This window comes from Microbacterium sp. AC035 (genome assembly GCF_979258485.1).
Window position 1 is genome coordinate 3,687,242 of sequence record NZ_OZ409858.1, and the last position, 23,588, is coordinate 3,710,829.

Here is a 23,588-nt window from a genome sequence, read left to right on the forward strand (position 1 = left end):
CATCCGCCCGCGGGCATCCGCTCGCCGTCCGCGCGGTGTTCTGCGCGTGCTGCGGCCGAATTCGGCGAGCCCGGCCGATTCTGGCGCATTCGGCCGAACCGGGGAGGCGCGGCGCATGAGTCCGGGACCCGGCCCGGCGCATACGCAGAGACCCCGCTCCGCTGAGCGGAACGGGGTCTCGAGGCGACGGGTGAGGTGTCGTCAGGCCTCGTCGTCTTCGGGCTCGAAGTCGACGCCGGCCTCGGCGCGCTGCTCCGCGGTGATGGGAGCCGGAGCCGCAGTCAGCGGATCGAAGCCGTTGCCCGACTTCGGGAACGCGATGACGTCGCGGATCGACTCGGTCTTGGCCAGGTGCTGCAGCACGCGGTCCATGCCGAGCGCGATTCCACCGTGCGGCGGTGCGCCGAACTTGAACGCGTCGAGCAGGAAGCCGAACTGCTCCTGCGCGACCTCGTCGCTGATGCCCATGACCTCGAACACGCGCTTCTGCACGTCTTCACGATGGATGCGGATCGATCCGCCGCCGAGCTCCGAGCCGTTGCACACGATGTCGTACGCGTAGGCGAGAGCGGAGCCGGGGTCGGTGTCGAACGTGTCCTGGAACTCCGGCTTGGGCCCAGTGAACGCGTGGTGCACGGCGGTCCATGCTCCGGCGCCGACGGCGACGTCACCGGATGCCACGGCATCCGCCGCAGGCTCGAACATCGGTGCGTCGACGACCCACGTGAAGGCGAACTCGTCGGGGCTCAGCAGGCCGAGACGACGGCCGATCTCGACACGGGCGGCGCCGAGGAGCGCACGGCTCTCCTTCGTCGAGCCTGCGGCGAAGAACACGCAGTCGCCGACGGAGGCGCCGACGAACTCCGCGAGACCTGCCTGCTCGGCCTCGGACAGGTTCTTGGCAGCGGGGCCGCCGAGAGAGCCGTCCTCGTTGAAGAGCACATAGGCGAGGCCGCGGGCACCGCGCTGCTTGGCCCAGTCCTGCCACGCGTCGAGCTGCTTGCGCGGCTGGCTCGCGCCGCCGGGCATGACGACGGCACCGACGTACTCGGCCTGGAAGACGCGGAACGGAGTCTCGGCGAAGTACTCGGTCGCCTCGACGAGCTCGAGTCCGAAACGCAGATCGGGCTTGTCGGAGCCGTACTTGGCCATCGCCTCGGCATAGGTCATGCGCGGCAGCGGGGTCTGCACCTCGACGCCGATGGTCTTCCACATCGCCTGGATGAGGGACTCCATCAGCGTGATGACGTCTTCCTGGTCGACGAAGCTCATCTCGATGTCGAGCTGCGTGAACTCCGGCTGACGGTCGGCACGGAAGTCCTCATCGCGATAGCAGCGGGCGATCTGGTAGTACTTCTCGACGCCGCCGACCATGAGCAGCTGCTTGAACAGCTGCGGCGACTGCGGCAGGGCGTACCAGCTGCCGGGGTGCAGGCGAGCGGGCACGACGAAGTCGCGGGCGCCCTCGGGCGTCGAGCGCGTGAGCGTCGGGGTCTCGACCTCGGTGAAGTCCTCGCCGTGCAGCACGTCTCGGACGGCCTTGTAGACGTTCGAGCGCAGACGCAGAGCGGATGCCGCGGCGGGGCGACGCAGATCGAGGTAGCGGTACTTGAGGCGGGCCTCTTCACCGACCGTCTCGGTGTCGGCGACAGCCGTCGACACCTGGAACGGCAGCGGAGCGGACTCGTTCAGCACCACGACGTCGGTCGCGATGAGCTCGATGTCGCCGGTCGGCAGGTTCGGGTTCGCGTTTCCTTCGGGGCGGCGCGAGACCTCGCCCGTCACCTGGAGGACGAACTCGTTGCGCAACGGGTGCGCGATCTCTTCATCGCGGATGACGACCTGGGCGATGCCCGATGCGTCCCGAAGATCGATGAATGCGACTCCTCCGTGATCACGACGGCGATCGACCCAACCCGAGAGGGTGACGGTCTGACCGATATGCTCGGCTCGCAGTGAGCCTGCCGAGTGGGTGCGAAGCACGGAGGATTCCTCCTGATCTGGGAAATGATGAACCCGCCCATTCTACGGGGGCGGTGTCGCCTCCTCCGCCGGTGGCATATCGGTCAGTAGGATCGCCACGACAGCCGCTCGACCAGCGAAAGGGTCATCATGGACTCCAACGGCATCTCGGATCTCTACGCATCGATCTTCTCCGGCACGACGGGCCTGATCGCCCTCGTCTTCTACGTCCTCGTCGTCATCGGCCTGTGGAAGGTGTTCACGAAGGCCGGTTACCCCGGCATCCTCGCGATCATCCCCATCGTGAATGTGGTGTTCCTCGTCAAGATCGCCGGGATGTCCGGCTGGCTCGCGCTGCTCTATCTGATCCCCATCGTCGGTTTCGTCTTCGGGATCATCGTCGCGATCAAGCTCGGCGAGCGGTTCGGCAAGGGTGGGCTCTTCTCGTTCTTCCTGCTCTTCGTCTTCCCCTACATCGGGTACCTGATCATCGGCTTCGGCGAGTCCCGTTACCGCCAGGTCTGACGTGGTGGCGTCGCGACTGCACCTCGTCCGTCACGGTGAGGTGCACAACCCGAAGCGTGTGCTCTACGGCCGCCTCCCGGACTATCACCTCAGCAAGGCGGGGCGGGAGATGGCACGAGCCGCGTCCGATCACATCGCCGGTCTCGATCGTCCGGTCGCAGGGCTCTACTCGTCTCCGCTCGAGCGTGCACAGGAGTCGGCGGAGCCGTTCTCCGAGCGCTTCGGCCTCACGCCCGAGATCGACATCCGCCTGATCGAGCCGACCAACGTGTTCGAGGGCACTCAGATGCGTCGCTCGCTCATGAATCCGCTCAAGTGGTGGCACCTGCGTCAGCCGTCGCTGCCGAGCTGGGGCGAGCCGTACGCGTCGATCGCCGAGCGGATGTTGGGCATGATGGCGGAAGCGTGGCGGTCGGTCGACTCCGGCGACCTCGTGATGGTGTCGCACCAGGCGCCGATCTGGATCACGCACCTCCGCGTCGCTGGTCTGCCGCTGCAGCATGACCCGCGTACCCGTCGCTGCGCGCTCTCGAGCGTCACGTCATTCGAGCTCGTCGGTGATGTGTGGCGAGAGGTCGCCTATGCCGAGCCTGCGGCGACCGGGGGTGCGGTCGACGTCGGGGCGGTCTGACCCGGCAACCCGAGTTCCGCGCGTAGAGATGGCCGCTCCCGCTGTGGAGGGAAATCGGCCATCTCTAGCGAGGGGCAGGATGCTCTCTCAAGGAGCCATAAGCGACTGGATGACTCCGACCGCCGCCAGCTGACCAGCGGCGGCGGCGAGCAGCACCGACGCCATCGGCCCCGGCAGCGGCGCGCGGTGTGCGAGATCGCCCGCGGCGAAGACGCCGTGTAGTGAGGTGCGACCGAAGTCGTCGATCTCTATCGATCCGGACGGCAGCAGGTGCAGCCCGAGCTGGTCAGCGAACGGCGCACGGTGGCGCAGAGAACCGGACGCGACGAAGACGCCGGCGACGCTCTGCTCGCCGGACTCCGTGCTGATGCGCACGCCGTCGGCATCCGGGGCCACGGCGGTCACGATCTCTGCACTGACGCGGGCACCCAGCCCCTCGAGCGTCTGTGCCTCTTCGGCCGAGAATCCCTGCTCAACGGGGAAGACGGTGATGTCGCTGACGATGCGTCCGAGGAGCCCGATCAGGTGCTCGGCGCGGGGAGCGGGGCCGAGGATGCCGATGGATCGGCCCGCATGCTCGTGACCGTCGCAGAACGGGCAGCTGAAGGCCTTCACGCCCCACAGCTCCTGCAGGCCGGGCACCGGGGGAAGATCGTCGGCGACCCCGGTGGCAAGGATCACGTGTCGGGTCTCGGCCGTCTCTCCGTCAGCGAGAAGCACGGTGAAGCCGGCATCCGTGGGCGTGACCGTCTGCGCCCCGACGTCGCGGATCTCGATGTCGGCGTACTCGGCGAGCTGAGTGCGGGCCGTCGCGCGGAACTCAGCCGGGGGCGTTCCGTCGTTCGCGACGACGTTGTGCATGTGCAGCACTGTGCCGTTGCGGTACTCGCCGGAATCCAGCAGCAGCGTCGAGCGGTGCATCCGCCCCAGCGTCAGTGCCGCCTGGAGGCCGGCGGGGCCTGCTCCGATCACGATCGCGTCGTACATGTGGTGTCCTTCCGAGGGGCGGCGTTTGCATTCGTCCTCAGTCTGTGACTTCATGTCAACATGAAGTCAAGCGTCGAGAGTCCCTGGTCCGTCGGTGAGGTCGCTGCGCGCTTCGAGCTGCCGACGAACGTGCTGAGGCACTGGGAGACGGTCGGCCTGCTGCGGCCCGCGCGCGACCCCGCCGGGAGGCGCCGCTACGGGCAGGACGAGGTCGTGCGCATCGCGGTGATCCAGCGCAGCAAGGCGGCCGGAATGACCCTCGACCAGATCGCCGTTCTGCTCGACGACGGAAGCGCCGGGCGGCATGAGGTGCTGCAGCAGCACCTCGATGACCTCGATCGGCGGATGGAGGACATGCGCCGATCGCGCGAGATGACCGAGCATGCGATGGGATGCCGTTCGCACGACATCGCCACGTGTCCTCGCTTCCGCGCGAGTGTGGCGGACGTGCTGGCGCGGCTCTGACAGCTGCGCACGACGCCTCGGGCGCCCGGCCCACGCATAGGAACCCCTGCGTAAACTGGGAATCGTGCCACTCGCCTCGACGGTTCTTCCGATCCGCAGCGGCCGCCCCTCCCGCATCCGGCCTTCTCGCCGCGCGGTCGGTGCCGCGCTCGCCGCGGTACTAGCCATCGGTCTGAGCGCCTGCGCTCCCGATCCCGTGAACGACTCGTTCCTCAGCGGTGACAATCCCGGCTACGTCGCAGCCGACGGAGCGATCGTCGAGATCCCGGTCGCCGAGCGCGGTGAACCCGTCGTCGACTTCGGCGGCGTCACCGAGAACGGCGACGACTTCAGCAGTTCCGAGCTCGCGGGCAAGGTGACCGTCGTCAACTTCTGGTACGCCGGCTGCGCTCCGTGCCGTGTCGAGGCAGAAGACCTCGAGAGCGTGTGGCAGGAGCACGGCGGAGACGACGTGGCCTTCCTGGGCATCAACACCCGCGACCAGGCCGACACCGCCAAGGCGTTCTCGGCTGAGTTCGGCGTGACGTACCCGAGTCTCATCGATGTCGACACCGCCGAGGCGAAGCTCGCCTTCGCGTCGTCGGTGCCGATCCAGGCGACGCCGACCACTCTGGTGCTCGACAAGCAGGGCCGAGTCGCCGCTCGCATCATCGGTCCGATCGACGGCACCTCGATCCTCTCGACGCTCGTCAAGGACGCGCTCGCGGAGGACTCGTGAGTCTCTCGGGTGCGGCATGAACCCCGAAGCCATCATCGGATCGGGTGCCCTCTGGCTCGCGATCCCCGTCGCGATGCTCGCCGGCCTCGTCTCCTTCCTGTCGCCGTGCGTCCTGCCGCTCGTGCCGGGCTACCTCGGGTTCCTCGGGGGAGCGGTCGCCCCGCGCCGCGAGCGCATGACGAACGGCAGTGCCGTCTCGACGGCGGAGGCTCCCGCCCGGGGTCGACTCGTGGTCGGCGTGCTGCTCTTCATCCTCGGTTTCAGTCTCGTGTTCGTGTCGCTGACAGCGCTCGGCGGGCTCGCCAACGTCTTCCTGCTCCAGTGGGGCGAGCTGATCACCCGCATCCTCGGTGGAGTGATCATCCTGATGGGCCTCGTCTTCCTGGGCCTTTTCGGCTTCGCCCAGCGCGAGCTGCGCTTCCACGTCGACTCGAAGGCGGGCTTGATCGGCGCACCGCTGCTGGGCGTCGCGCTCGGTATCGGCTGGGCCCCCTGCCTCGGCCCCACCCTCACCGCGATCTTCGCCCTCTCGTTCAACCAGGGAGACCCGGTGCGTGCGGGCTTTCTCGGCCTGGCTTACTCCCTCGGCCTGGGTATCCCGTTCCTTCTGGTCGCGCTCGGATTCGGGTGGGCGACGAAGACGGTCGGGTTCCTCCGTCGCCACATCCGCATCGTGAACGTCATCGGCGGGGTGCTGCTGATCGTCCTCGGTGTACTGATGGTGACCGGGCTCTGGACCGACATCATGTCGCGACTGACGGCGGTGATGAACAGTGTCGTCCTCCCGATCTGATCAGAAGAAGACGCATCGGAAGGATGACGTGAGCAGCACAACCGAGAGGTCCAGCGATCCGCTCCGGCCCTCAGACCACGTCGACGGCGAGGAGTCGATCACCCAGCCGCGCCTCGGCTTCGTGGGCTGGCTGCGCTGGGGCTGGCGTCAGCTGACCTCCATGCGCACCGCGCTGATCCTGCTGCTCGTGCTCGCGATCGCGGCGATCCCCGGCTCGATCTTCCCTCAGCGGATGGCCGACCCCAACGGTGTGACCCAGTGGGAGCGCGACAACCCCGATCTCTTCCCGATCCTCGACGGTCTGAAGCTGTTCGACGTCTACCTGTCGCCGTGGTTCTCGGCCATCTACCTGCTCCTGTTCGCCTCGCTCGTCGGCTGCGTCATCCCGCGCATCCGTCATCATGCCAAGGCGCTGCAGGCGAGGCCGCCTCGCACACCTGCGCGTCTGAAGCGCCTCGCCGACTTCCGCGCTGTGGAGCGCACCTCGACGGATGCTCCGGCTGAGGCCGCTGCATCGATCGACATCGCGCAGAAGCAGCTCAAAGCCCTGGGCTACCGGGTCGAGCGCTATGACGACAAGCGATCGTCGTCGGTCTCGGCTGAGCGCGGCTACTGGCGCGAGTCGGGCAACCTGCTCTTCCACCTCGCCCTCGTCGGCGTGCTGATCACCGTGGGCGTCGGGGGAGGGTTCGCCTACACCGGCCAGCGCGTGCTCGTCGAGGGGGAGACCTTCGCCAACACCCTGCTCGACTACGACTCGATGAACCGCGGCCGCTTCGTCAGCGACGGGGCGCTCGCGCCGTACTCGATGCGCCTCGACAGCTTCGACGTCACCTACCAGCCGTTCGGCGAGCCCGGCTCCGGTCAGGCCGGCGACTTCTCGGCCAACGTCACCGTGCAGGAGAACGGCGAGGAGCGCACCGGCTCGGTCAAGGTCAACGAGCCACTCGGCGTCGCCGACGACAACGTCTTCCTGCTCGGCAACGGCTACGCGCCGACGATCACCGTGCGCGACCCCGACGGAGAGGTCGTGTTCACGAACAGCACGCCCTTCCTGCCGCAGGACAACAACATGACCTCGCTGGGCGTCATCAAGATCCCCGACGGGCTCAGCGAGCAGGTCGGCCTCGTCGGCTTCTTCTACCCGACCACCGGTGTGCTCGACACCGGCGCGTTCTTCTCGGGCTTCGGCGATCTCACCAACCCGACTCTCACCCTCGACGTCTACACGGGAGACCTGGGCATCAACGAGGGCATTCCGCGGTCGGTCTATGTGCTCGACACGACCGGCATGACCAAGGTCACCGGACGCACGACAGACCTCGAATCGATCGAGCTGGCGCCCGGACAGACCGCCGACCTGCCGAACGGCATGGGAACGGTGACCTTCGAGGACGAGTCCCCGGCCGGCGCGACAGATGCGTCGCAGTCGGTCAAGCGCTTCGCCTCGCTGCAGATCCACCGCGACGCATCGGGCCCCTGGGTGCTCGGCTTCGCGCTTCTGGCGCTCGGCGGACTCATGCTCGCGCTGTTCATCCCGCGACGCCGGGTGTGGATCAAGGCTACGGCGCAGGACGGCGTCGTCTCGCTCGAATACGCCGGCCTCGCGCGAGGCGAGGATCCGACGCTCGCCACGGCTGTCGACGATCTCGTGGCCGGTCACGCGCGGCTGATGGACGCTGCAGGAGTGACGACTGCGGTCGAGGCGGACGATGAGCCCGACGCTGACGACTCCGACCAGGCTGAGACGGCGTCCGAGGCCGTTCGCGACGGTGACCCCGGGCGCCCCGCATCCGACACCCCGAAAGTAGACTGACACCATGTTCGATCTCGAAGTGATCTCGCCGATCCTGCTGTGGACGGCGATCGCGATCTATGCGGCGGCCTTCGTGGCCTACGCCTTCGACCTTGCCCGCCGGTCGCAGCTGTCGGCCGATGCGGCGAGCGTCCGGGACTTCGAACTCGTCGGAGCCGAAACCGGCTCGCGCGGCGGCACGGCAGCGAAGGGCTCCTCGGCATCCGACTCGACGGCCGCCCCGCAGCGTTTCGTGATGGCACGCATCGGCACCTCGCTCACCGTGCTCGCCTTCATCTTCCACCTCGCTGCGACGCTCACGCGTGGTTTCGCGGCCGGGCGCGTGCCGTGGGCCAACCTCTACGAGTTCGCGATGATGGGCACGCTGCTGATCGTCGCGGTGTTCCTCGTGGTTCTGACGCGCATCGATCTGCGTTTCCTCGGCACATTCATCACCGGTCTCGTCGTCGTGCTGCTGGGCCTCTCCGCCACGAACTTCTACGTCGAGGTGTCGCCTCTGATGGACCCGCTCAAGAGCGTGTGGCTGGTGATCCACGTCTTCGTGGCATCCCTCGGCACCGCGTTCTTCGCGCTGGCCTTCGCACTGTCGGTGATCCAGCTGATGCAGTCCCGCCGCGAGCGCCTCATCTCCGAGGGTGCCGAGAAGACCGGTCCGGGCTTCCTGCGCACGTTCCCCGGGTCGGAGCGCCTCGAGAGCATGGCCTACCGCTTCACGATCATCGGCTTCATCCTCTGGACGTTCACGCTCATCGCCGGCTCGATCTGGGCGTACTACGCCTGGAGCCGCTTCTGGGGCTTCGACGTCAAGGAGACATGGACCTTCGTGATCTGGGTGCTCTACGCGGGGTACATCCACGCCCGCGCGACGCGCGGCTGGCGCGGCAACCCGTCGGCTTGGCTGGCGATCGTCGGATTCTCGGCCGTGCTGTTCAACTTCACGATCGTCAACGTGTTCTTCAAGGGCCTGCACGCATACTCGGGCCTCAGCTGAGCGCCCGAGCGCACCTCATCTGAACGAACGCAGTCCGAACGGGATCACCTCGGCGTGCTCGACGCCGTCTTCGTACCAGACGAGCTCGGCCTCGCTGATGGTCTCGGCGGGGCGTGAGCTGAGCGAGCGACGGGACTTGTGCGACAGCTCGGTCCACGCCGCGGGTGCGAGCGTCTTCGCGTAGATCACCGACAGGTGGAACGTCCAGTCCTCCGTGCTGCGCTCGTCCAGGCGACGGAAGTCCGTGCCTCCGAGGGCTTCGCTGAGATTCGCGTAGGCGGACACGAGGGAGGGAGTGCGTCTCAGGCGCAGGATGACGACCTGCCACGGCGCCGGAAACACGTCGACGGCCTCGGCGACGACCTCGATGGGGCGCTGCGCCACCGCCCATTCGCGGACGAGGGCGAGCAGGTCTTCCCGGCGCTCGGGCTCGTGGAATGCGCGCAGCGTGACATGCTCGGTGTGCGGGTGCGGGGCGTCCATCCGGCCGAGCGCCGACCTCTGCTCTGCCCGGTACACGTCCGACACGGCTCTCGTCGGACGCAGCACGAGATACTGCTGTCCCTCGAGTGACTCGAGCTGGGCGGGAGAGGTCATGAACGGGCGACGCATCTTCTGATCGTACGTGCGTCGGGGAGTGTGCGAATACCGCGTCTGTCCGGGCGAGCACGGTTTCGGAGCTGGACGACGACGCGCCGCGCATCGAGAACGAGGCGCGGCGCGTCGTCGTGTGTGGTCCGACATTGTGCCCGGGTGGGGTGCCCGGAGAGGGGGGGTCAGGCGGTCGCCACGGCCGCCTTCACCGATGTCGTGCGACGCAGGGCGACCGCGATGGTGGTCGCGACGAGCGACAGCACACCCCACACGATGAGGCCGGCGGCTGCGCCTCCGTTCGCGGCGATCAGTCCGGCGAACGCGGGGGCTGTCGGCAGGGAGGCGCCGAGATCCGCCAGCCAGCCGGGCACCGTCGAGATGAGTCCTGTCGCGATCGCGAGCACCCCGACGAGGGCGCTGATCCAGCGACCTACGCCGCCGAAGACCGCGACGAGCGCCTGGTTGACGGCGGCGAAGACGATCCCGGCCAGCACGGCGATACCGGCGAATGCCCACCAGGTGGCGGCATCGTAGCTCGCGACGATCTGCACGATCAGTGCGACCAGCAGGCCCTGAGCGGCACCGATCCCTGCAGCCGGTGCGAAGGCGCGCAGCGCGAGCCCGGCAGACGAACGCCGCGAGGTGAGAGTGCGTGCGGTGTGCGCCCGCATCACGAGGAACGACGCGAGAGCTCCGAACCACAGCACCACGGCTGTGAGCAGCGGGATCGCGGTCGGGCCGAAGATCGTTGCTCCGTCGGCTCCCTCCGACGCCACAGGGTCAGCGATCACCGAGGCGAGCGAGGTCGACTCGGAGTCGCTGAACGATGGCAGGGAGTCGGATGCGGTGCGCAGGCCTCCCGCGAGGTCACCCGTGCCGGTCGCGAGAGTGTCGAGGCCGGTCGCCAGTTCGGAGGCTCCGGTCGCGAGCTCGGTCGCCCCATCGGACAACTGGACAGCTCCCGTCGACAGTGCACGTGCGCCGGCGGCGGATTCGTCGAGGCCCTGGGATGCGAGCTGGTTCAAGCCGTCCGCGAGAGTCGTCGCGCCGGCGCCGGCCTCGCCGAGCTGGGTCGAGAGGGCGGTGAACGCGCCGGGGAGGGTCGCGATCTGCGGTTCGACTTCCGTGAGCCATCCCGACGCGGTCCCCGCTGCCTTCGCGGCCGCTCCCGCGTTCGCGGCTTCGGTGGCGAGCTGAGCGCACAGCTCTCCGGAGACCTCGGGGTCGCAGCTCGCCGCCATCGTGCCGAGCTTCTGCGCGAGCGTCGCGGTCTTCGTCGCGGCGTCCGTGGCCGCATCCGTTCCGGTGGTGATCGCCCCCACCAGCGCGGGCATCTGCCCGGCCTGGTTCTGAAGCTCCGTCGCTCCTGCGGTCAGACCGGTGCCGATCTGACTCGCCCCACCGGCAGCCTCGCGGGTCTTCGCCGCGAGGGTATCGAGTCCGGATGCCAACGAGGAGGCCCCCGTGCCGAGTTCGGCGGCACCGGAGGCGAGCTGCGTCGCGCCGTCGGGGATCGCTGTCGCGCCCGTCGCCGCATCCCGCGCGCCGGTGGCCAGCTGGGCGGCACCGTCGGCGGCCTCTCCGATCTGGTCGCCGATCGTGGTGAAGCCGACGAGGATGTTCTCTGTCGTCGCCTCCGACAGCAGCGTGCCCATGCTCGACGCGGCGACGTTCGCGATCTGACTCGTGATCAGATCGTCGGCGACGAGGCCGTCCTCCGGAGTGGTGACCTGGATCGTCGCCTGCTCGGCGTCGCCTCCGCCGTCCGAGATCGCCTGCCCCGCAGAGGTCGCGGCGGCCGAGAACTCCTCGGGGATCGTGATGACCGCCTGGTACGACCCGTCGGCGAGGCCGTCGGCCGCGTCGTCCTCGTTCGAGATCACCCAGGTGAGGTTGGAGTCGAGCTCGTCCGATCCTTCGACGAGTCCTGATGCGAGCTGCCGCCCCAGCGGGGTCAGCTGTCCGTCGATCTCCACGGGCTCGTCGAGATTGACGATCGCCGCGGTCATCGATTCGAGTCGCTCGGTCGGGTTCTGCAGCGCCGCGACCAGGATGCCGCCGACGGCCGCCGGCAGCAGCAGGACGCCGAGGATCGTCAGCCAGGTGATGGGCTTGCGGGAACGGGCGCGTTCGATGGGGAGGGTCATGCGTTCACCTCGGTCGATTCGGTGGTGCCGTCTGCGGTGCGGGGCACCGAGGACTCGGGTCGTGTCTGAGGGGCGGGTGCGTCGGTGTCGACCACGTCGGCGGGGGAGCGACCGGCGTCTGCGAGCAGCTCGAGGCCGATCTCCGCGTCGAGCGCGGTGAGCACGATCGCGGTCGCGCTGCGGGAGTCACGCAGCCGTGCCGCGAGCTGATCACGTTCCGAGCGCGAGAGGCGGTCGGCTCCGTCGATGACCACGAGCGCGGGTCGTCCGCGCAGCGCCTCGGAGAGGTCGGCCGGCAGGCTTCCGGCATCCGCGGCCATGACGGCTCCGACATGCGCCCGCACCCAGGCCGCTCGCCCGGGAAGGAGATGGCCGGCGACCCGGAGGCGCCCGTCGTCGGCAGTCGCCCGGCCGGCGATCGTCAATGCCAGAGCGCGCAGCGCGCCAGCGGAGGAGCCGGTGAGCACGGCAGAACCCCCGGGTGCGACGCGCAGGTGAAGGCCGTCGATCCCGGCATCCGTCACCGTGAGATCGTCGGCGGCCACGACCGAGTCGTCGCCCGGCCATCCGGCCAGGTGGCGCTCGCGCTCGACCGCCTCGCCCTCGATGTCGACGCTCGGGAGAATCCTCTCCAGCCACGCAGGGATCTCCCACGCCCGCTCGCCGAGGATGGCCATGAGCGCCGGGATCAGCGTCATCCGCACGAGGAACGCATCGATCGCGATGCCGGCGGCGAGGCCGAGCGCGATGGGCTTCAGCGACGAGTCGCCTTCGGGGACGAACGCCACGAACACCGCGAACATGATGAGGCCGGCCGCGGTGACGACCTTCGCAGAGCCCGTGAAGCCGCTGCGCACGGCCCGCAGCGCGGCGGCGCGACGCATGGCTCGGTCGGGGCTCTTCCCATCGGGGTCGTGCACGAAGTCCTCGCGCATCCGCGAGACGAGGAACACCTGGTAGTCCATCGCGAGCCCGAACAGCACGCCCATCAGGATGATGGGCATGAAGCTGATGATCGGGCCGACCTTCGCGACGTGCAGGGCGTCGGCGAACCAGCCCCACTCGAACACCGCGCCGACGATGCCGAACGCGGCCACGATCGAGAGCAGGTATCCGGCGGCGGCGGTGATCGGCACCCAGAGCGACCGGAAGACGATCGTCAACAGGATCAGCGACAGACCGATCACGAAGATGCCGAACGGCAGCAGCGCGTTGCCCAGCTGATCCGAGATGTCGATGCCGACCGCGGTGAATCCGGTCACCTTGAGGTCGATTCCGAACTCGTCGAGCCACTCGTCATGGTGCGATCGCAGCTCGCGCACGAGGTCGGCGGTCGCGGGGTCGTCGGGCGCGGTCTCGGGGATGATCTGCACGATGCCGGTGTCAGCCGTCTCGTTCGGGGTCGCGAGGGCGACCTCCTTGACGCCGTCGATCTTCGCGACCTCGTCGCCGAGATCCTCCATCAGCGTGAGCGGATCGGTCGAGGTGACGATCGTGCCCGTGAGGATCATGGGTCCGTTGAAGCCGGGCCCGAACTCTTCGGCGACGAGGTCGTAGCTCTGCCGCGCTTCGGAGTCCTTCGGCAGCACACCGGCGTTGGGCAGCGCGAGGTTCAGGCTCAGTGCCGGCACTGCGATGATTCCGAGGCCGATCACGACTGCGAGTGAGACGAGTATCGGGCGCTTGGTCACGCCGGTCACCCAGCGCTCGCTGAATCGCACGCGCGGAGCGGGTGCAGGCTTGCCTTCCTTCGCTTTCGGAGCCTTGCGCGGCCGGCCGGCCACCCGGCCCTTCATGAAGCCCAGCATCGCAGGGGTGAGCGTCACGGCGATAGCGACGGCGACAGCGACGGCGGCGGAAGCGGCGATGCCCATGGTGGTCAGGAACGGGATGCCGGCGAAGCCGAGTCCGATCAGGGCGATCAGCACGGTCACGCCCGCGAACACCACTGCGGAGCCGGCCGTGCCGACGGCGCGGGCCGTGGATTCCTCGGGGTCGACTCCGTCGCGCACCTGATCCTGGTGTCTGGCCATGATGAACAGCGCATAGTCGATGCCGACGGCGAGTCCGAGCATGAGCGCGAGGAGAGGAGTGGTCGACGAGACGGTGGCGAAGGCGGTCGCGGCGAAGATGCCGGCCATCGAGATGCCGACACCGAGCACTGCTGTGAGCAGCGGGAGTCCTGCGATGACGAACGAGCGGAAGGTCACGATCAGCACGAGCAGGGCGATGAGCAGACCCACAGCCTCGGTGAGGGTGACACCGGGGATGGAGGTGGCGAACAATTCGCCACCGAGAGAGGTCTGCGATCCATCGGGGAGCTCATCGGCGAGCTCGGCCACGACGGCTCGCAGGTCGTCCTGCGTCTCGTCCGAGACATCGCTCGCCTGGCCGTCGAACTGCAGGCGGATGATGCCTGCGGTCTCGTCGTCGTTGATCATGCCGCTGACCATCTCGTCGAACGGGGACGTGGCCGAGAGCACGGAGTCGTCGAGATCGGCGAGCCGATCGACGACGTCCTCGATGTCGTTCCTGTACGCGTCGTCGGTGATCGCGTCGCCGTCAGCCGCCACCACGATGATCTGCGCACTGGTTCCGCTGACTGCGGGGAACGAGCGGTTGAGCTGCTCGAGACCGGCCTGCGACTCGGTTCCAGGGATGGAGAACGAGTTGTCCGTTCCCGCTCCGAGCACGAGTGCGCCGGCGCCGGCGATGCCGAGCGCGAGCAGCCAGGAGACGAGGACGCGCCAGGGGTGCCGGTAAGACCAGCGGCCGAGCGACGACAGGAGTGTGGACACGAGGCTCCTCAGGGAATGCGGGCTGGATACACAGGTGTATCCAATACATACCTGTATCGTAAGGTGGTCCGAGCCCCGGAGTCTGTGTGCGGGGTGTGAGAATGAGAAGCAGGAGGATTCGATGACGACACCCGCCACTCGCAGCAGAGAGAACACGCGAGCCAGGCTTCTCGATGCCGCGGCACAGGTCTTCGCAGAGGTCGGACTCGACGGCGCATCGGTCGAAGCGGTCTGCGACCGCGCCGGCTTCACACGCGGAGCCTTCTACTCGAACTTCGAGTCGAAGGACGAGCTATTCCTCGTGCTCGCCGGCAGCGTCGGCGAGCAGAGAGTCAACGCGGTGCGCGAGCGCGTCGACGAGATCGCCGCCGAGGGCGGGCTGTCAGAGGGATGCGACCCGGTCGAGCTCGTCCAACGCATCATGGATGCGGGCGGCGACGATCGGCTCGGCGTCATGCTGATGAGCGAGATCCGTATCCGCGCGCTGCGCGACCAGCAGTTCGGCTCGGCCTATCTCGTGCAGGAGCGCGAGATGGTCTCCAGCATCGCCGTGATCATCACCGACATCGTCTCGGTGAGCTCGCTCGAGTTGAAGGTGCCTGCCGAAGAGGCGGCGAGGATGCTGATGATCATCTGGGAGGGCATGACCGTTCGCGGGGCGATGGCCGGCCAGGACTCCGATCAGCTGCGGCATTCCAGCGGTGAGGAACTCGGACGCCTCGTACAGCTGCTTCTCGCGAAATGACGCGGTCACTCGACAGATGCGTGTCGAGATGACGTTCGTCTGTCGAGGTGGCTCGTGGCGACCAGCGTCCCTGTCCTCGGCACGCGGATGACACCGCTCAGCGGGCGGCGAGCGCCTCGTGGCAGCGGCTGAGGCGATCGAGCCACCACTCGCGACGGTCGTCGCCGGCGGCGAGTCGAGTCAACGCGGCGGCATCCGGTGTCACTCGTCCAGCGGGGATCGACCCGTCGACCGGGCGCAGGTCGGCGACGTCGTCGAGGAACAGTGATGCGGTGCCGAGCCCGCAGTCGTAGTCGAGCGTCGGCAGCGCGGCGGCGAGCGCGGCCCCCTGTGAGAGTCCGATCGCGGTGTCGAGCGCGCTGGAGACGACCACGGGGAGGCCGGCGGCGGTGATGATCTGCAACGCGTGGGTGATCCCGCCCAGTGGTTGCGCCTTGATCACGAGCAGGTCGGCGGCCTTCTCCCGAGCGACGGCGAGCGGGTCGGAAGACTTGCGGATGCTCTCGTCGGCCGCGACCGGGATGCCCATGTACTTCACGCGGGTGCGCAGTTCGGCGAGCTCGGGCACCGTGGCGCAGGGCTGCTCGACGTATTCGAGATCGAACTCGTTGAGGGCGTGCACCGCATGTTCAGCCTCGTCGACGTTCCAGGCCCCGTTGGCATCCACGCGGATCCGCCCCTCCGGCCCCATCGCCTCGCGTACGGCTCGCACGCGGGCGACGTCGTCTGCCAGCGTCTGGCCGGGCTCCGCGACCTTGACCTTGGCGGTGCGGCAGCCGGCGAACCGGGCGAGCACCTCGGCGATGCGTGCCGCTTCGATGGCGGGGATCGTGGCGTTCACGCCGATGCGCTCCCGCAGAGGCGCCGGCTGCGACCGCCAGGCGAAGTCGATCGCCCCAGCGAGCCAGGTCGCCGCTTCGGCATCGTCGTACTCCAGGAACGGCGAGAACTCGGCCCACCCCTCAGGGCCTTCGAAGAGCAGCGCCTCGCGGGTGTCGACCCCGCGGAATCGGGTGTGCATCGGAAGCGAGACGACCCTGGCCGAGCCGAGCAGGTCTGCGAGCGGTGGGAGCATGTGCTCATTCTGCTCTGTCGCAGCCGGTGTGGGGCATCCGCCGTGCCGACGGACCCTGCTCAGGTCAGACGCTTCTGAAGTTCGCCCATCCGCTCGCTCGGACGGAAGCCGAGCAGGGCGTTCACCGCGAGCATGTGCGCATTCGATTCCGCGTTGTAGGTGTAGACGGCGCGTGCCTGCGGCGCCTCGCGGTGCAGCATCCGCAGGTTGGCGACCTTGACGGCGACGCCGAGTCGATGACCCCGGTCGGCGGCGCGCACGAGCGTGCCCCACTGATACGCGTTGCCGTCGTCGGTCGACACGACGAGCTGTGAATAGGCGGCGGCTGCTCCATCGGGTGCGAGAGCGATCGTGCCGAACGAGATGCGGTGCTGCAGGTCGAGCAGCGCTTCGCTCTCGCGGATGCTGTCGATGTCGGGCTTCTGGGGTTCGATGTCGAGCTCGCCGGTCGGCGCCTCGGTCTCGAGCGTGGCGTCGAGAGTCGTCCAGCGCTCGACGACATCGTCGGGGACGCGCCCGACCCAGCTGCGGATCTCGTACCCCTCCGTCGACTCGGCGATCTCGGCTTCGATCCGGTCGAGTGTCGCAGGAACCACCGGCAGCGCGAGTCGGCTCTGCACGTCACCGAGCGCGAGTGCATACCCGTGCGCCCGCGCGAACTCGCGGCCGGGGGCTTCGGTTCCCCCCGGCCCGAGCGCATGGGGCCACGAGGTCGAGGCCTGCAGAGTCGTCCGCGCGGATGCCGCCGCCTCGCCCTCGAGGAAGATCAGCGCCGCGGTGCCGACGCCCCGCCTGCGATTCTCCGGCGGCACGCTGATCGCGAGATGGGCCGTGTGCACGTTGTCCTTCAGAGGGAGAGCCAGGCTTGCGGAGCCGACGATCTCGTCGTCGTCTCGAAGGAGAAAAGCACGTCTGTCCACGACCGCGGAGTCCTGCTGCAGCTCGCTTCGGCTCTCCGCGAGCGACCACACCACGGCATCCGCGCCGCGGTCCGCTCGCTCGGCCGCCGCGTAGGCCTCCCACCAGGCATCGACGTCAGGGGGATCGAAGGGATCGATGCGCGAGATCTCGATGGTCATGTGTCAACGCTACGTGCTGTGGTCAGGCTCGCCGAGGAGGGTGCCCGCCACATAAGTGTGTGATTGACAATGGTGTGTGACGCACAGTAATGTGGCGAACATGAACGAGACCCTCGACACGCATCTGCAGGAACTGCGCCGCGGCACCGTGGTGCTGGCCTGTCTGCAGCTGCTGCGCACCGCGGGGTATGGCTACGGGCTGCTGGAAGACCTCGAGCGCCGTGGCTTCGCCACCGATGCGAACACGCTGTACCCGCTGCTTCGCAGGCTCGAGAAGCAGGAGTACCTCACGAGCGAGTGGAACACCGACGAGGCACGGCCCCGCAAGTTCTACCGCACCTCGGAGGCCGGCATCCGGCTCGCCGACACCCTGACCGAAGAATGGCGATCGCTCACCGCGGCGATCGCGACCCTCACAGCTGAGGAGAACTGACATGACCACGACAGCCACTCTCACCGAGCGCTACATCAGCGCCACGATCCGCAGCCTCACGCCCGAGGTCCAGGACGACGTCCGCGCAGAGCTCGAAGGGTCGATCGCCGATGCGATCGACGCGAGGCTCGATCAGGGGGAGGCGCCGGCAGACGCCGAGCGCGCCGTCCTCACCGAGCTCGGCGACCCCGGCATCCTCGCGGCAGGCTACGCCGACCGCCCGCTGCACCTGATCGGGCCGAAGTACTACCTCGTCTATTGGCGCCTGCTGAAGGTCCTGCTCTGGATCGTCCCTGCCTGCGCGTTCGCAGGGGTTGTCCTCGGCCAGCTTCTCGACGGTGCTCCGACAGGCACGGTCATCGGCACCGCGGTCGCCGCCACGATCGGCTCGATCGTGCACGTCGGGTTCTGGGTGACGCTCGTCTTCTTCATCCTCGAGCGCGCCGGCGCAGACACCGGCGTGAAGTGGAACGTCGACCAGCTGCCGGAGCCGACGCAGAACGGTGCAGGGCGGGCGGATGCGATCGCATCCCTCGTCTTCCTGCTGCTCGGAGTCGGAGCGGTGTTCTGGGACGCTTCCTTCGGCTTCTTCCCGACGGACGGTGCGCCGATCCCGATCCTCAACCCGACGCTCTGGCCCTGGGGCATCACCTTCTTCCTCGCGCTGTTCGTCGCCGAGGCGCTGCTGGCCGTCGTGGTCTACGCCCACCGACGCTGGACGATCGGCGCCGCAGTGGTCAACACCGTGCTCGCGGTGGTGTTCGCCGCCTGGTCGCTGACGCTGCTCGTGCAAGGAGAGCTGCTCAACCCCGAGTTCCTCAGCTACGTCTTCACCGACAGCGGCGTGACCGATGAGACGATGCGGATCCTCGCGGTGATCACCGGATTCTGCCTCGTGGCCTTCCCTGTCTGGGACATCATCGACGGGTGGATCAAGACAGTACGCGCTCGCCGCGGCTGAGCGGGACACCCAGACGGCGTCGCCTCTTCGGGCGACGCCGTCTGCGTCTGCAACCCCTGCGGGAATAGGCTGGATGCTGTGACCAGCGCATTCGTCTCAGACCTGTTCGACCCGGACGAATGGGTGCTCGCGCCCGGTGCCGAGGACTACACCGACATCACCGCCCACATCAGCAAGGACGGCGGAGTCGCCCGCATCGCATTCAACCGCCCGGAGGTGCGCAACGCCTTCCGCCCGCACACCGTCGACGAGCTCTACCGTGCACTCGACGACGCGCGGCAGAACCCCCGCATCGGCGCCGTGCTGCTCACCGGCAACGGCCCGAGCCCGAAGGACGGCGGCTGGGCGTTCTGCTCGGGCGGCGACCAGCGCATTCGAGGTCGCGACGGCTACAAGTACTCCGACGACGAGAAGACCGTGCACGACCCCGCGAGAGCCGGCCGCCTGCACATCCTCGAGGTCCAGCGCCTCATCCGCTTCATGCCCAAGGTCGTCATCGCCGTCGTGCCCGGGTGGGCCGCGGGCGGCGGACACTCGCTGCACGTCGTCTGCGACCTCACGATCGCCTCCGCCGAGGAGGCCCGGTTCAAGCAGACGGACGCCGACGTCGGCAGCTTCGACGCGGGCTACGGCTCGGCGTACATGGCCAGGCAGACCGGGCAGAAGTTCGCGCGCGAGGTGTTCTTCCTCGCCGAGGAGTACTCGGCGCAGCGGGCGTACGAGGCCGGGGCGGTCAACCGGGTCGTTCCCCATGCCGTCCTCGAGCGCGAGGCGTTGAAGATGGCGCGCACCGTGCTCACCAAGTCGCCCACGGCGATCCGCATGCTGAAGTTCGCGTTCAACGCGGTGGACGACGGTCTCGTCGGTCAGCAGGTCTTCGCGGGCGAAGCCACGCGTCTCGCCTACGGCACCGACGAAGCGGTCGAGGGCCGCGACTCGTTCCTCGAGAAGAGGGACGCCGACTGGTCGTCGTTCCCCTGGCACTACTGAGCGGATCGAGACGGACATGGTCGCGCTGACGCCGACGGATGCCGAGGATCCGGCCGAACTGCGCGACGCTCTCGCGCGGGCGCTCGACGGCGGGCCCGCACTCGGGTTCGGGATGCTCGGCGACGCGCCGAAATGGGTGCCGGACGGCACGGCCGTGGTGATCGCCACCTCCGGCTCCAGCGGCGTGCCCAAGAGGGTCGCCCTGAGCGGCGAGGCGCTGCGGGCCAGCGTCGAAGCCACGGCGGCGAGGGTCGGAGGCGGACGCTGGCTGCTCGCCCTGCCGGCCGGATATGTGGCGGGCCTCCAGGTTCTGGTGAGGTCGCTGGTCGCCGGCACGCACCCTGTCGTCTTGAGCGGTCGGTTCTCACCCGAGTCCTTCGCCGATGCGACGCTCTCGATGCTCCGTCCGTCCGCGGGCGGCTCCGCGACGATCCCCGAGCTGTACACGTCTCTCGTGCCCGCACAGCTGTCGACCCTGCTCGACGCCGCCGATGACCGACCCGTGCGGGCCGCGTTGCAGGCCTACCGGGCCATCCTCGTCGGGGGGCAGGCGCTGCCGGTGCCGCTCCGGGAGCGGGCGGCCGATCTCGGCGTCCGGCTCGTCCGCACCTACGGTTCCACCGAGACCAGCGGAGGATGCGTGTACGACGGCGTTCCTCTCGACACGGTCGCCGTGCGCACGGTGAACGGCGAGCTGCGAATCGCCGGCCCGATGCTCGCCGACGGATATCTCGGTGAGGGGGAGCTGACAGCGAAGAACTTCTCGCGCGACGAGCACGGCATCCGCTGGTACCACACCGGCGACCTCGGGCTCTTCGACGACGGCGTGGTGCGGGTGCACGGTCGTGCCGACAACGTGATCGTCTCCGGCGGCATCAACATCTCCCTCGACCGGGTCGAGCGGCTGGTTCGCGGCGTTCCCGGACTCACGGGTGCCGTGGTGGTCGGCGTGCCGGACGAACGGTGGGGTGAGGCCTCGGTCATCGTCGCGCCCAGGGGAGAGGCGCTGCGGCGCAGCGAGGCCGAGCAGCTCGCCCACGCGCGAGACCTCGTGGCGGAGGAGCTCGGCAAGCATGCCCGACCGGCACGTCTGATCCTGGTCGACGAGCTCGCCGTGCTGGCCTCAGGGAAGCCGGATCGCGAGTCGATCAGCCGGGCCGCCGCCGAGCTGCACTGAGCGATGCGCGAGCGCCTGCCAGACTGAGTCATGGCCATCTACACGCACGGACATCACGAGACCGTCCTCCGGTCGCACAGCAACCGTGACATCTCCAATTCCGCGGAGTACCTCCGCCCGCACCTGACCGAGACCACGAGGCTCCTGGACGTCGGAGCAGGGCCAGGCAGCATCACGGTCGACTTCGCCGGGATCGTGGATCATGTGACGGCGACCGAGATCGATGAGAACGCGCTCTCGCTGTCGCGTGATCTCGCCTCGAGCCGAGGTCTGCACAACCTCGACTTCGCGATCGAAGACGTGCACTCGCTGAGCTTCGCCGACGACAGCTTCGACGTCGTGCACACGCACCAGGTGCTGCAGCATGTCGGAGATCCCGTGCAGGCGCTCCGCGAGATGCGGCGGGTGACGGCTCCGGGGGGAGTGGTCGCGGCGCGCGACGCGGATTACGCGGGCTTCATCTGGTTCCCCATGCTCCCTGAACTCGACCACTGGCTCGACCTCTACCGGCGAGCGGCGCGGGCCAACGGAGGGGAACCCGATGCGGGGCGCCGCCTTCTCGCCTGGGCCCGCGCGGCCGGATTCGATGACGTCACCGCGACGACCTCCAACTGGACCTACGCGACGCCCGAGGATCGCGCCTGGTGGGGCGGCATGTGGGCCGACCGCATCCTCGAGTCTGCGCTCGCCCGGCAGCTGGTCGACAGCCGGATGGCGACGTCGAGCGACCTGCAGGCCATCAGCGATGCCTGGAAGCGCTGGGCCGATGACGGCGACGGGTGGTACCTCGTGCCGCACGGCGAGATCATCGCCCGCGCCTGAGGTGGGTCGCGGATACATCTCCAGGCGGATGCGAGGCGCACGCCGCGCCGCGTAGCGTGGGGGAGTGATCCGCCCGCTCTCCCGCACGGCGCTCGTGCTCGACATCGTCGGGGCGGCGCTGTTCTTCGTCATCCTCACTCCCTTCTCCGTGGCGTTCTACGGTCCGGGAACGGCAGGCCAGGGGATCGACGCTGCTGCGGTCGTCGCGGTCGTGGCGGCGGGCATCCTGATGTTCGGCGGTGTCGCCATTGGCAGGCTCGCTCCCGGACTCGCGCTCGCCGCGGCCTGGGCGGGCGCGATCGTGCAGATGCTCTCCGGCTTCGGGCCGCTTCCGATCGATATCGCGATCCTTCTCGTGCTCTACGCGACCGCCGCCTGGGGATCCCGGGCCGTGCTGTGGTGGGGTTTCGGCTCGGCGCTGCTGGGCGCCTTCGTGTCGGCGGTCTACCTCGTGGTCGTCACCGGCGTCACCTCCGGCACCAGCGGCTGGGATCAGCTGACCACCGGCACTCTGCTCCTCGTCGTCTCCGTGCTCGCTCTCGGCTTCGCCTGGGTGTGCGGTCTGCTGTGGCGCGTGGTGCTTCGCGCACGGAGCACCCGGTCGGCGCAGCTGAAGGCGGAGTCGCTCGCGGCGGAGGAGCAGGAGCGCGTGCGCATCGCTCGCGACATGCACGACATCGTCGCGCACTCGCTGGCCGTGGTGATCGCCCAGGCTGACGGTGCCAGGTACGCCGCGGCCGCGAAGCCCGAGATGGCCACCGAGGCGCTGGGCACCATCGCCCAGACCGCGCGCAGCGCCCTGAGCGATGTGCGGCTGCTGCTCACCCAGCTGCGCCACCGACAGGGAGACGGTCCCCAGCCGACGCTCGCAGACCTCGAGGCGCTGTTCGCTCAGGTGCGCCAGGCAGGCGTCGAGCCCCGCATCACGGTCGATCCGATGCCACCGGGGGAGCCGCCGGGGGCGATCCAGCTGGCGGTCTATCGGATCCTCCAGGAGGCGCTCACGAACGCCATCCGGCACGGCGACGGGGCCGTCGACGTGCACCTCGCCTGGCTTCCCGACCGTGTCGACATCCGGGTCCGCAACACGATCGGCCAGGCTCAGCCGCAGGTCGGCGGCGGGCACGGGGTGATCGGAATGCGCGAACGGGCTCAGCTCGTCGGCGGTAGCCTTCAGGCGGAGCGTCAGGGCGCGCAGTTCGTCGTCGATGCCTCGCTCCCGATCGGAGAAATCGCATGATCAGGGTCGTCCTCGTCGATGATCAGGCGCTGTTCCGCGCCGGGGTCCGCATGCTGCTGGCCTCGCAACCCGACCTCGACGTCGTCGGCGAAGCGGGCAACGGGCGTGAGGCGGTGACGCTCGTGCAGGCGACCCGACCGGATGTGGTCCTGATGGACATCAGGATGCCGGTGATGGACGGTCTCGCCGCGACCGCCGAGATCCTCGCCCAGCCCGATCCTCCCCGCATCGTGATGCTGACGACGTTCGACCTCGACGAGGCGGCCGCGCGTGCGATCCGCCAGGGAGCCAGCGGGTTCCTCCTCAAAGATGCCGACCCCGAGTTCCTCCTCGCCGCGATCCGCACCGTCCATTCCGGGTCGAGCGTGATCGCCGCGTCCGCCACGCGTGAGCTGTTCGAGCATTTCGCCGAGGAGACGAAGCCGGTTCCGGCGCAGTTCTCGGCGCTGACCGACCGCGAGCGCGAGATCTTCGCGCTTGCGGCCAGGGGACTGTCGAACTCCGAGATCGCCGCTCGCGAATATCTCAGCGAGGCGACCGTGAAGACCCACATCAGTCGCATCCTGACCAAGCTCTCCCTCCGCGACCGTGTGCAGCTCGTCGTCTTCGCCTTCGAGCACGGGCTCGCCTGACCTCAGA

Annotated in this window: 22 protein-coding genes; 15 read left to right on the plus strand and 7 right to left on the minus strand. The window is 68.6% G+C overall.

Annotated features, from left to right (window positions below):
* Positions 1-201 precede the first annotated feature (201 nt).
* Positions 202-1,983, minus strand: coding sequence for an aspartate--tRNA ligase (aspS, locus tag ACZ0AA_RS17695; RefSeq protein WP_463513731.1), 1,782 nt, complete (start codon positions 1,981-1,983; stop codon positions 202-204).
* 129 nt (positions 1,984-2,112) lie between these two features.
* On the opposite strand from aspS, the gene ACZ0AA_RS17700 reads away from it, so the two are divergent.
* Complete coding sequence (locus ACZ0AA_RS17700) at positions 2,113-2,487, plus strand: DUF5684 domain-containing protein (RefSeq protein WP_400862013.1); 375 nt, start codon at positions 2,113-2,115, stop codon at positions 2,485-2,487.
* Position 2,488: 1 nt separating this feature from the next.
* Positions 2,489-3,118 (plus strand): histidine phosphatase family protein, encoded by a 630-nt coding sequence (locus ACZ0AA_RS17705; protein WP_400862011.1) that lies wholly within the window; start codon positions 2,489-2,491, stop codon positions 3,116-3,118.
* A gap of 87 nt (positions 3,119-3,205) precedes the next feature.
* Here the strand turns inward: ACZ0AA_RS17705 and ACZ0AA_RS17710 are convergent, their stop codons facing one another.
* Positions 3,206-4,105, minus strand: a complete 900-nt coding sequence (locus ACZ0AA_RS17710) for an NAD(P)/FAD-dependent oxidoreductase (RefSeq protein WP_463513732.1) — start codon at positions 4,103-4,105, stop codon at positions 3,206-3,208.
* A gap of 60 nt (positions 4,106-4,165) precedes the next feature.
* Between ACZ0AA_RS17710 and ACZ0AA_RS17715 the strand changes: the two genes are divergently transcribed.
* From ACZ0AA_RS17715 to ccsB, 5 genes are all read left to right on the plus strand, one after another.
* Entirely contained in the window at positions 4,166-4,570 is a 405-nt protein-coding gene (locus ACZ0AA_RS17715; RefSeq protein ID WP_463513733.1) for a MerR family transcriptional regulator, read from the plus strand.
* A gap of 64 nt (positions 4,571-4,634) precedes the next feature.
* On the plus strand, positions 4,635-5,288 hold the full coding sequence (locus ACZ0AA_RS17720; protein WP_400862005.1) for a TlpA family protein disulfide reductase: 654 nt from the start codon (positions 4,635-4,637) through the stop codon (positions 5,286-5,288).
* A 16-nt stretch (positions 5,289-5,304) separates the two neighbouring features.
* A complete protein-coding gene (locus ACZ0AA_RS17725) occupies positions 5,305-6,081 on the plus strand; it encodes a cytochrome c biogenesis CcdA family protein (RefSeq protein WP_463513734.1) in 777 nt (258 codons plus the stop codon).
* A 28-nt stretch (positions 6,082-6,109) separates the two neighbouring features.
* A complete protein-coding gene (gene resB / locus ACZ0AA_RS17730; RefSeq protein ID WP_463513735.1) occupies positions 6,110-7,897 on the plus strand; it encodes a cytochrome c biogenesis protein ResB in 1,788 nt (595 codons plus the stop codon).
* A gap of 4 nt (positions 7,898-7,901) precedes the next feature.
* Positions 7,902-8,888 carry a c-type cytochrome biogenesis protein CcsB gene (ccsB, locus tag ACZ0AA_RS17735; protein WP_463513736.1) on the plus strand — a complete coding sequence of 329 codons (987 nt, stop codon included), beginning with the start codon at positions 7,902-7,904 and terminating at the stop codon, positions 8,886-8,888.
* A 15-nt stretch (positions 8,889-8,903) separates the two neighbouring features.
* Here the strand turns inward: ccsB and ACZ0AA_RS17740 are convergent, their stop codons facing one another.
* From ACZ0AA_RS17740 to ACZ0AA_RS17750, 3 genes are all read right to left on the minus strand, one after another.
* Entirely contained in the window at positions 8,904-9,500 is a 597-nt protein-coding gene (locus tag ACZ0AA_RS17740) for a 2'-5' RNA ligase family protein (protein WP_400861999.1), read from the minus strand.
* Positions 9,501-9,664: 164 nt separating this feature from the next.
* Positions 9,665-11,629 (minus strand): YhgE/Pip domain-containing protein, encoded by a 1,965-nt coding sequence (locus ACZ0AA_RS17745; protein WP_400861997.1) that lies wholly within the window; start codon positions 11,627-11,629, stop codon positions 9,665-9,667.
* Positions 11,626-14,427, minus strand: a complete 2,802-nt coding sequence (locus ACZ0AA_RS17750) for an MMPL family transporter (RefSeq protein WP_463513737.1) — start codon at positions 14,425-14,427, stop codon at positions 11,626-11,628. Before ACZ0AA_RS17750 ends, ACZ0AA_RS17745 begins: the two co-directional genes overlap by 4 nt.
* A 121-nt stretch (positions 14,428-14,548) precedes the next feature.
* Between ACZ0AA_RS17750 and ACZ0AA_RS17755 the strand changes: the two genes are divergently transcribed.
* The gene (locus tag ACZ0AA_RS17755; RefSeq protein WP_400861994.1) at positions 14,549-15,172 is read left to right on the plus strand and encodes a TetR/AcrR family transcriptional regulator; all 624 of its coding nucleotides are present in this window, start codon (positions 14,549-14,551) and stop codon (positions 15,170-15,172) included.
* Between the two features lie 97 nt (positions 15,173-15,269).
* On the opposite strand, the gene ACZ0AA_RS17760 is transcribed toward ACZ0AA_RS17755, so the two are convergent.
* Both ACZ0AA_RS17760 and ACZ0AA_RS17765 read right to left on the minus strand, forming a co-directional pair.
* Entirely contained in the window at positions 15,270-16,247 is a 978-nt protein-coding gene (locus ACZ0AA_RS17760) for an o-succinylbenzoate synthase (protein WP_463513738.1), read from the minus strand.
* A gap of 59 nt (positions 16,248-16,306) precedes the next feature.
* Entirely contained in the window at positions 16,307-17,326 is a 1,020-nt protein-coding gene (locus ACZ0AA_RS17765) for a GNAT family N-acetyltransferase (protein ID WP_463513739.1), read from the minus strand.
* 100 nt (positions 17,327-17,426) lie between these two features.
* On the opposite strand from ACZ0AA_RS17765, the gene ACZ0AA_RS17770 reads away from it, so the two are divergent.
* From ACZ0AA_RS17770 to ACZ0AA_RS17800, 7 genes are all read left to right on the plus strand, one after another.
* On the plus strand, positions 17,427-17,759 hold the full coding sequence (locus ACZ0AA_RS17770) for a PadR family transcriptional regulator (RefSeq protein ID WP_215169717.1): 333 nt from the start codon (positions 17,427-17,429) through the stop codon (positions 17,757-17,759).
* Between the two features lies 1 nt (position 17,760).
* A complete protein-coding gene (locus ACZ0AA_RS17775; protein WP_463513740.1) occupies positions 17,761-18,720 on the plus strand; it encodes a permease prefix domain 1-containing protein in 960 nt (319 codons plus the stop codon).
* A 78-nt stretch (positions 18,721-18,798) separates the two neighbouring features.
* Positions 18,799-19,710 (plus strand): 1,4-dihydroxy-2-naphthoyl-CoA synthase, encoded by a 912-nt coding sequence (locus ACZ0AA_RS17780; RefSeq protein ID WP_463513741.1) that lies wholly within the window; start codon positions 18,799-18,801, stop codon positions 19,708-19,710.
* A gap of 16 nt (positions 19,711-19,726) precedes the next feature.
* Complete coding sequence (locus tag ACZ0AA_RS17785; protein ID WP_463513742.1) at positions 19,727-20,887, plus strand: AMP-binding protein; 1,161 nt, start codon at positions 19,727-19,729, stop codon at positions 20,885-20,887.
* Between the two features lie 30 nt (positions 20,888-20,917).
* Complete coding sequence (locus ACZ0AA_RS17790; protein ID WP_463513743.1) at positions 20,918-21,709, plus strand: class I SAM-dependent methyltransferase; 792 nt, start codon at positions 20,918-20,920, stop codon at positions 21,707-21,709.
* Between the two features lie 64 nt (positions 21,710-21,773).
* Positions 21,774-22,949 (plus strand): sensor histidine kinase, encoded by a 1,176-nt coding sequence (locus tag ACZ0AA_RS17795; RefSeq protein ID WP_463513744.1) that lies wholly within the window; start codon positions 21,774-21,776, stop codon positions 22,947-22,949.
* Positions 22,946-23,581, plus strand: a complete 636-nt coding sequence (locus ACZ0AA_RS17800) for a response regulator (RefSeq protein WP_463513745.1) — start codon at positions 22,946-22,948, stop codon at positions 23,579-23,581. Before ACZ0AA_RS17795 ends, ACZ0AA_RS17800 begins: the two co-directional genes overlap by 4 nt.
* Positions 23,582-23,588 lie beyond the last annotated feature (7 nt).

Coding starts and splice junctions, on each gene's coding strand:
- ACZ0AA_RS17715 (WP_463513733.1), top strand. CDS start 4,166: ATGAAGTCAAGCGTCGAGAGTCCCTGGTCCGTCGGTGAGGTCGCTGCG.
- ACZ0AA_RS17740 (WP_400861999.1), bottom strand. CDS start 9,500: ATGCGTCGCCCGTTCATGACCTCTCCCGCCCAGCTCGAGTCACTCGAG.
- ACZ0AA_RS17765 (WP_463513739.1), bottom strand. CDS start 17,326: ATGACCATCGAGATCTCGCGCATCGATCCCTTCGATCCCCCTGACGTC.
- ACZ0AA_RS17790 (WP_463513743.1), top strand. CDS start 20,918: ATGGCCATCTACACGCACGGACATCACGAGACCGTCCTCCGGTCGCAC.
- ACZ0AA_RS17700 (WP_400862013.1), top strand. CDS start 2,113: ATGGACTCCAACGGCATCTCGGATCTCTACGCATCGATCTTCTCCGGC.
- ACZ0AA_RS17760 (WP_463513738.1), bottom strand. CDS start 16,247: ATGCTCCCACCGCTCGCAGACCTGCTCGGCTCGGCCAGGGTCGTCTCG.
- ACZ0AA_RS17725 (WP_463513734.1), top strand. CDS start 5,305: ATGAACCCCGAAGCCATCATCGGATCGGGTGCCCTCTGGCTCGCGATC.
- ACZ0AA_RS17710 (WP_463513732.1), bottom strand. CDS start 4,105: ATGTACGACGCGATCGTGATCGGAGCAGGCCCCGCCGGCCTCCAGGCG.
- ccsB (WP_463513736.1), top strand. CDS start 7,902: ATGTTCGATCTCGAAGTGATCTCGCCGATCCTGCTGTGGACGGCGATC.
- ACZ0AA_RS17755 (WP_400861994.1), top strand. CDS start 14,549: ATGACGACACCCGCCACTCGCAGCAGAGAGAACACGCGAGCCAGGCTT.
- ACZ0AA_RS17745 (WP_400861997.1), bottom strand. CDS start 11,629: ATGACCCTCCCCATCGAACGCGCCCGTTCCCGCAAGCCCATCACCTGG.
- ACZ0AA_RS17775 (WP_463513740.1), top strand. CDS start 17,761: ATGACCACGACAGCCACTCTCACCGAGCGCTACATCAGCGCCACGATC.
- ACZ0AA_RS17800 (WP_463513745.1), top strand. CDS start 22,946: ATGATCAGGGTCGTCCTCGTCGATGATCAGGCGCTGTTCCGCGCCGGG.
- ACZ0AA_RS17770 (WP_215169717.1), top strand. CDS start 17,427: ATGAACGAGACCCTCGACACGCATCTGCAGGAACTGCGCCGCGGCACC.
- ACZ0AA_RS17785 (WP_463513742.1), top strand. CDS start 19,727: ATGGTCGCGCTGACGCCGACGGATGCCGAGGATCCGGCCGAACTGCGC.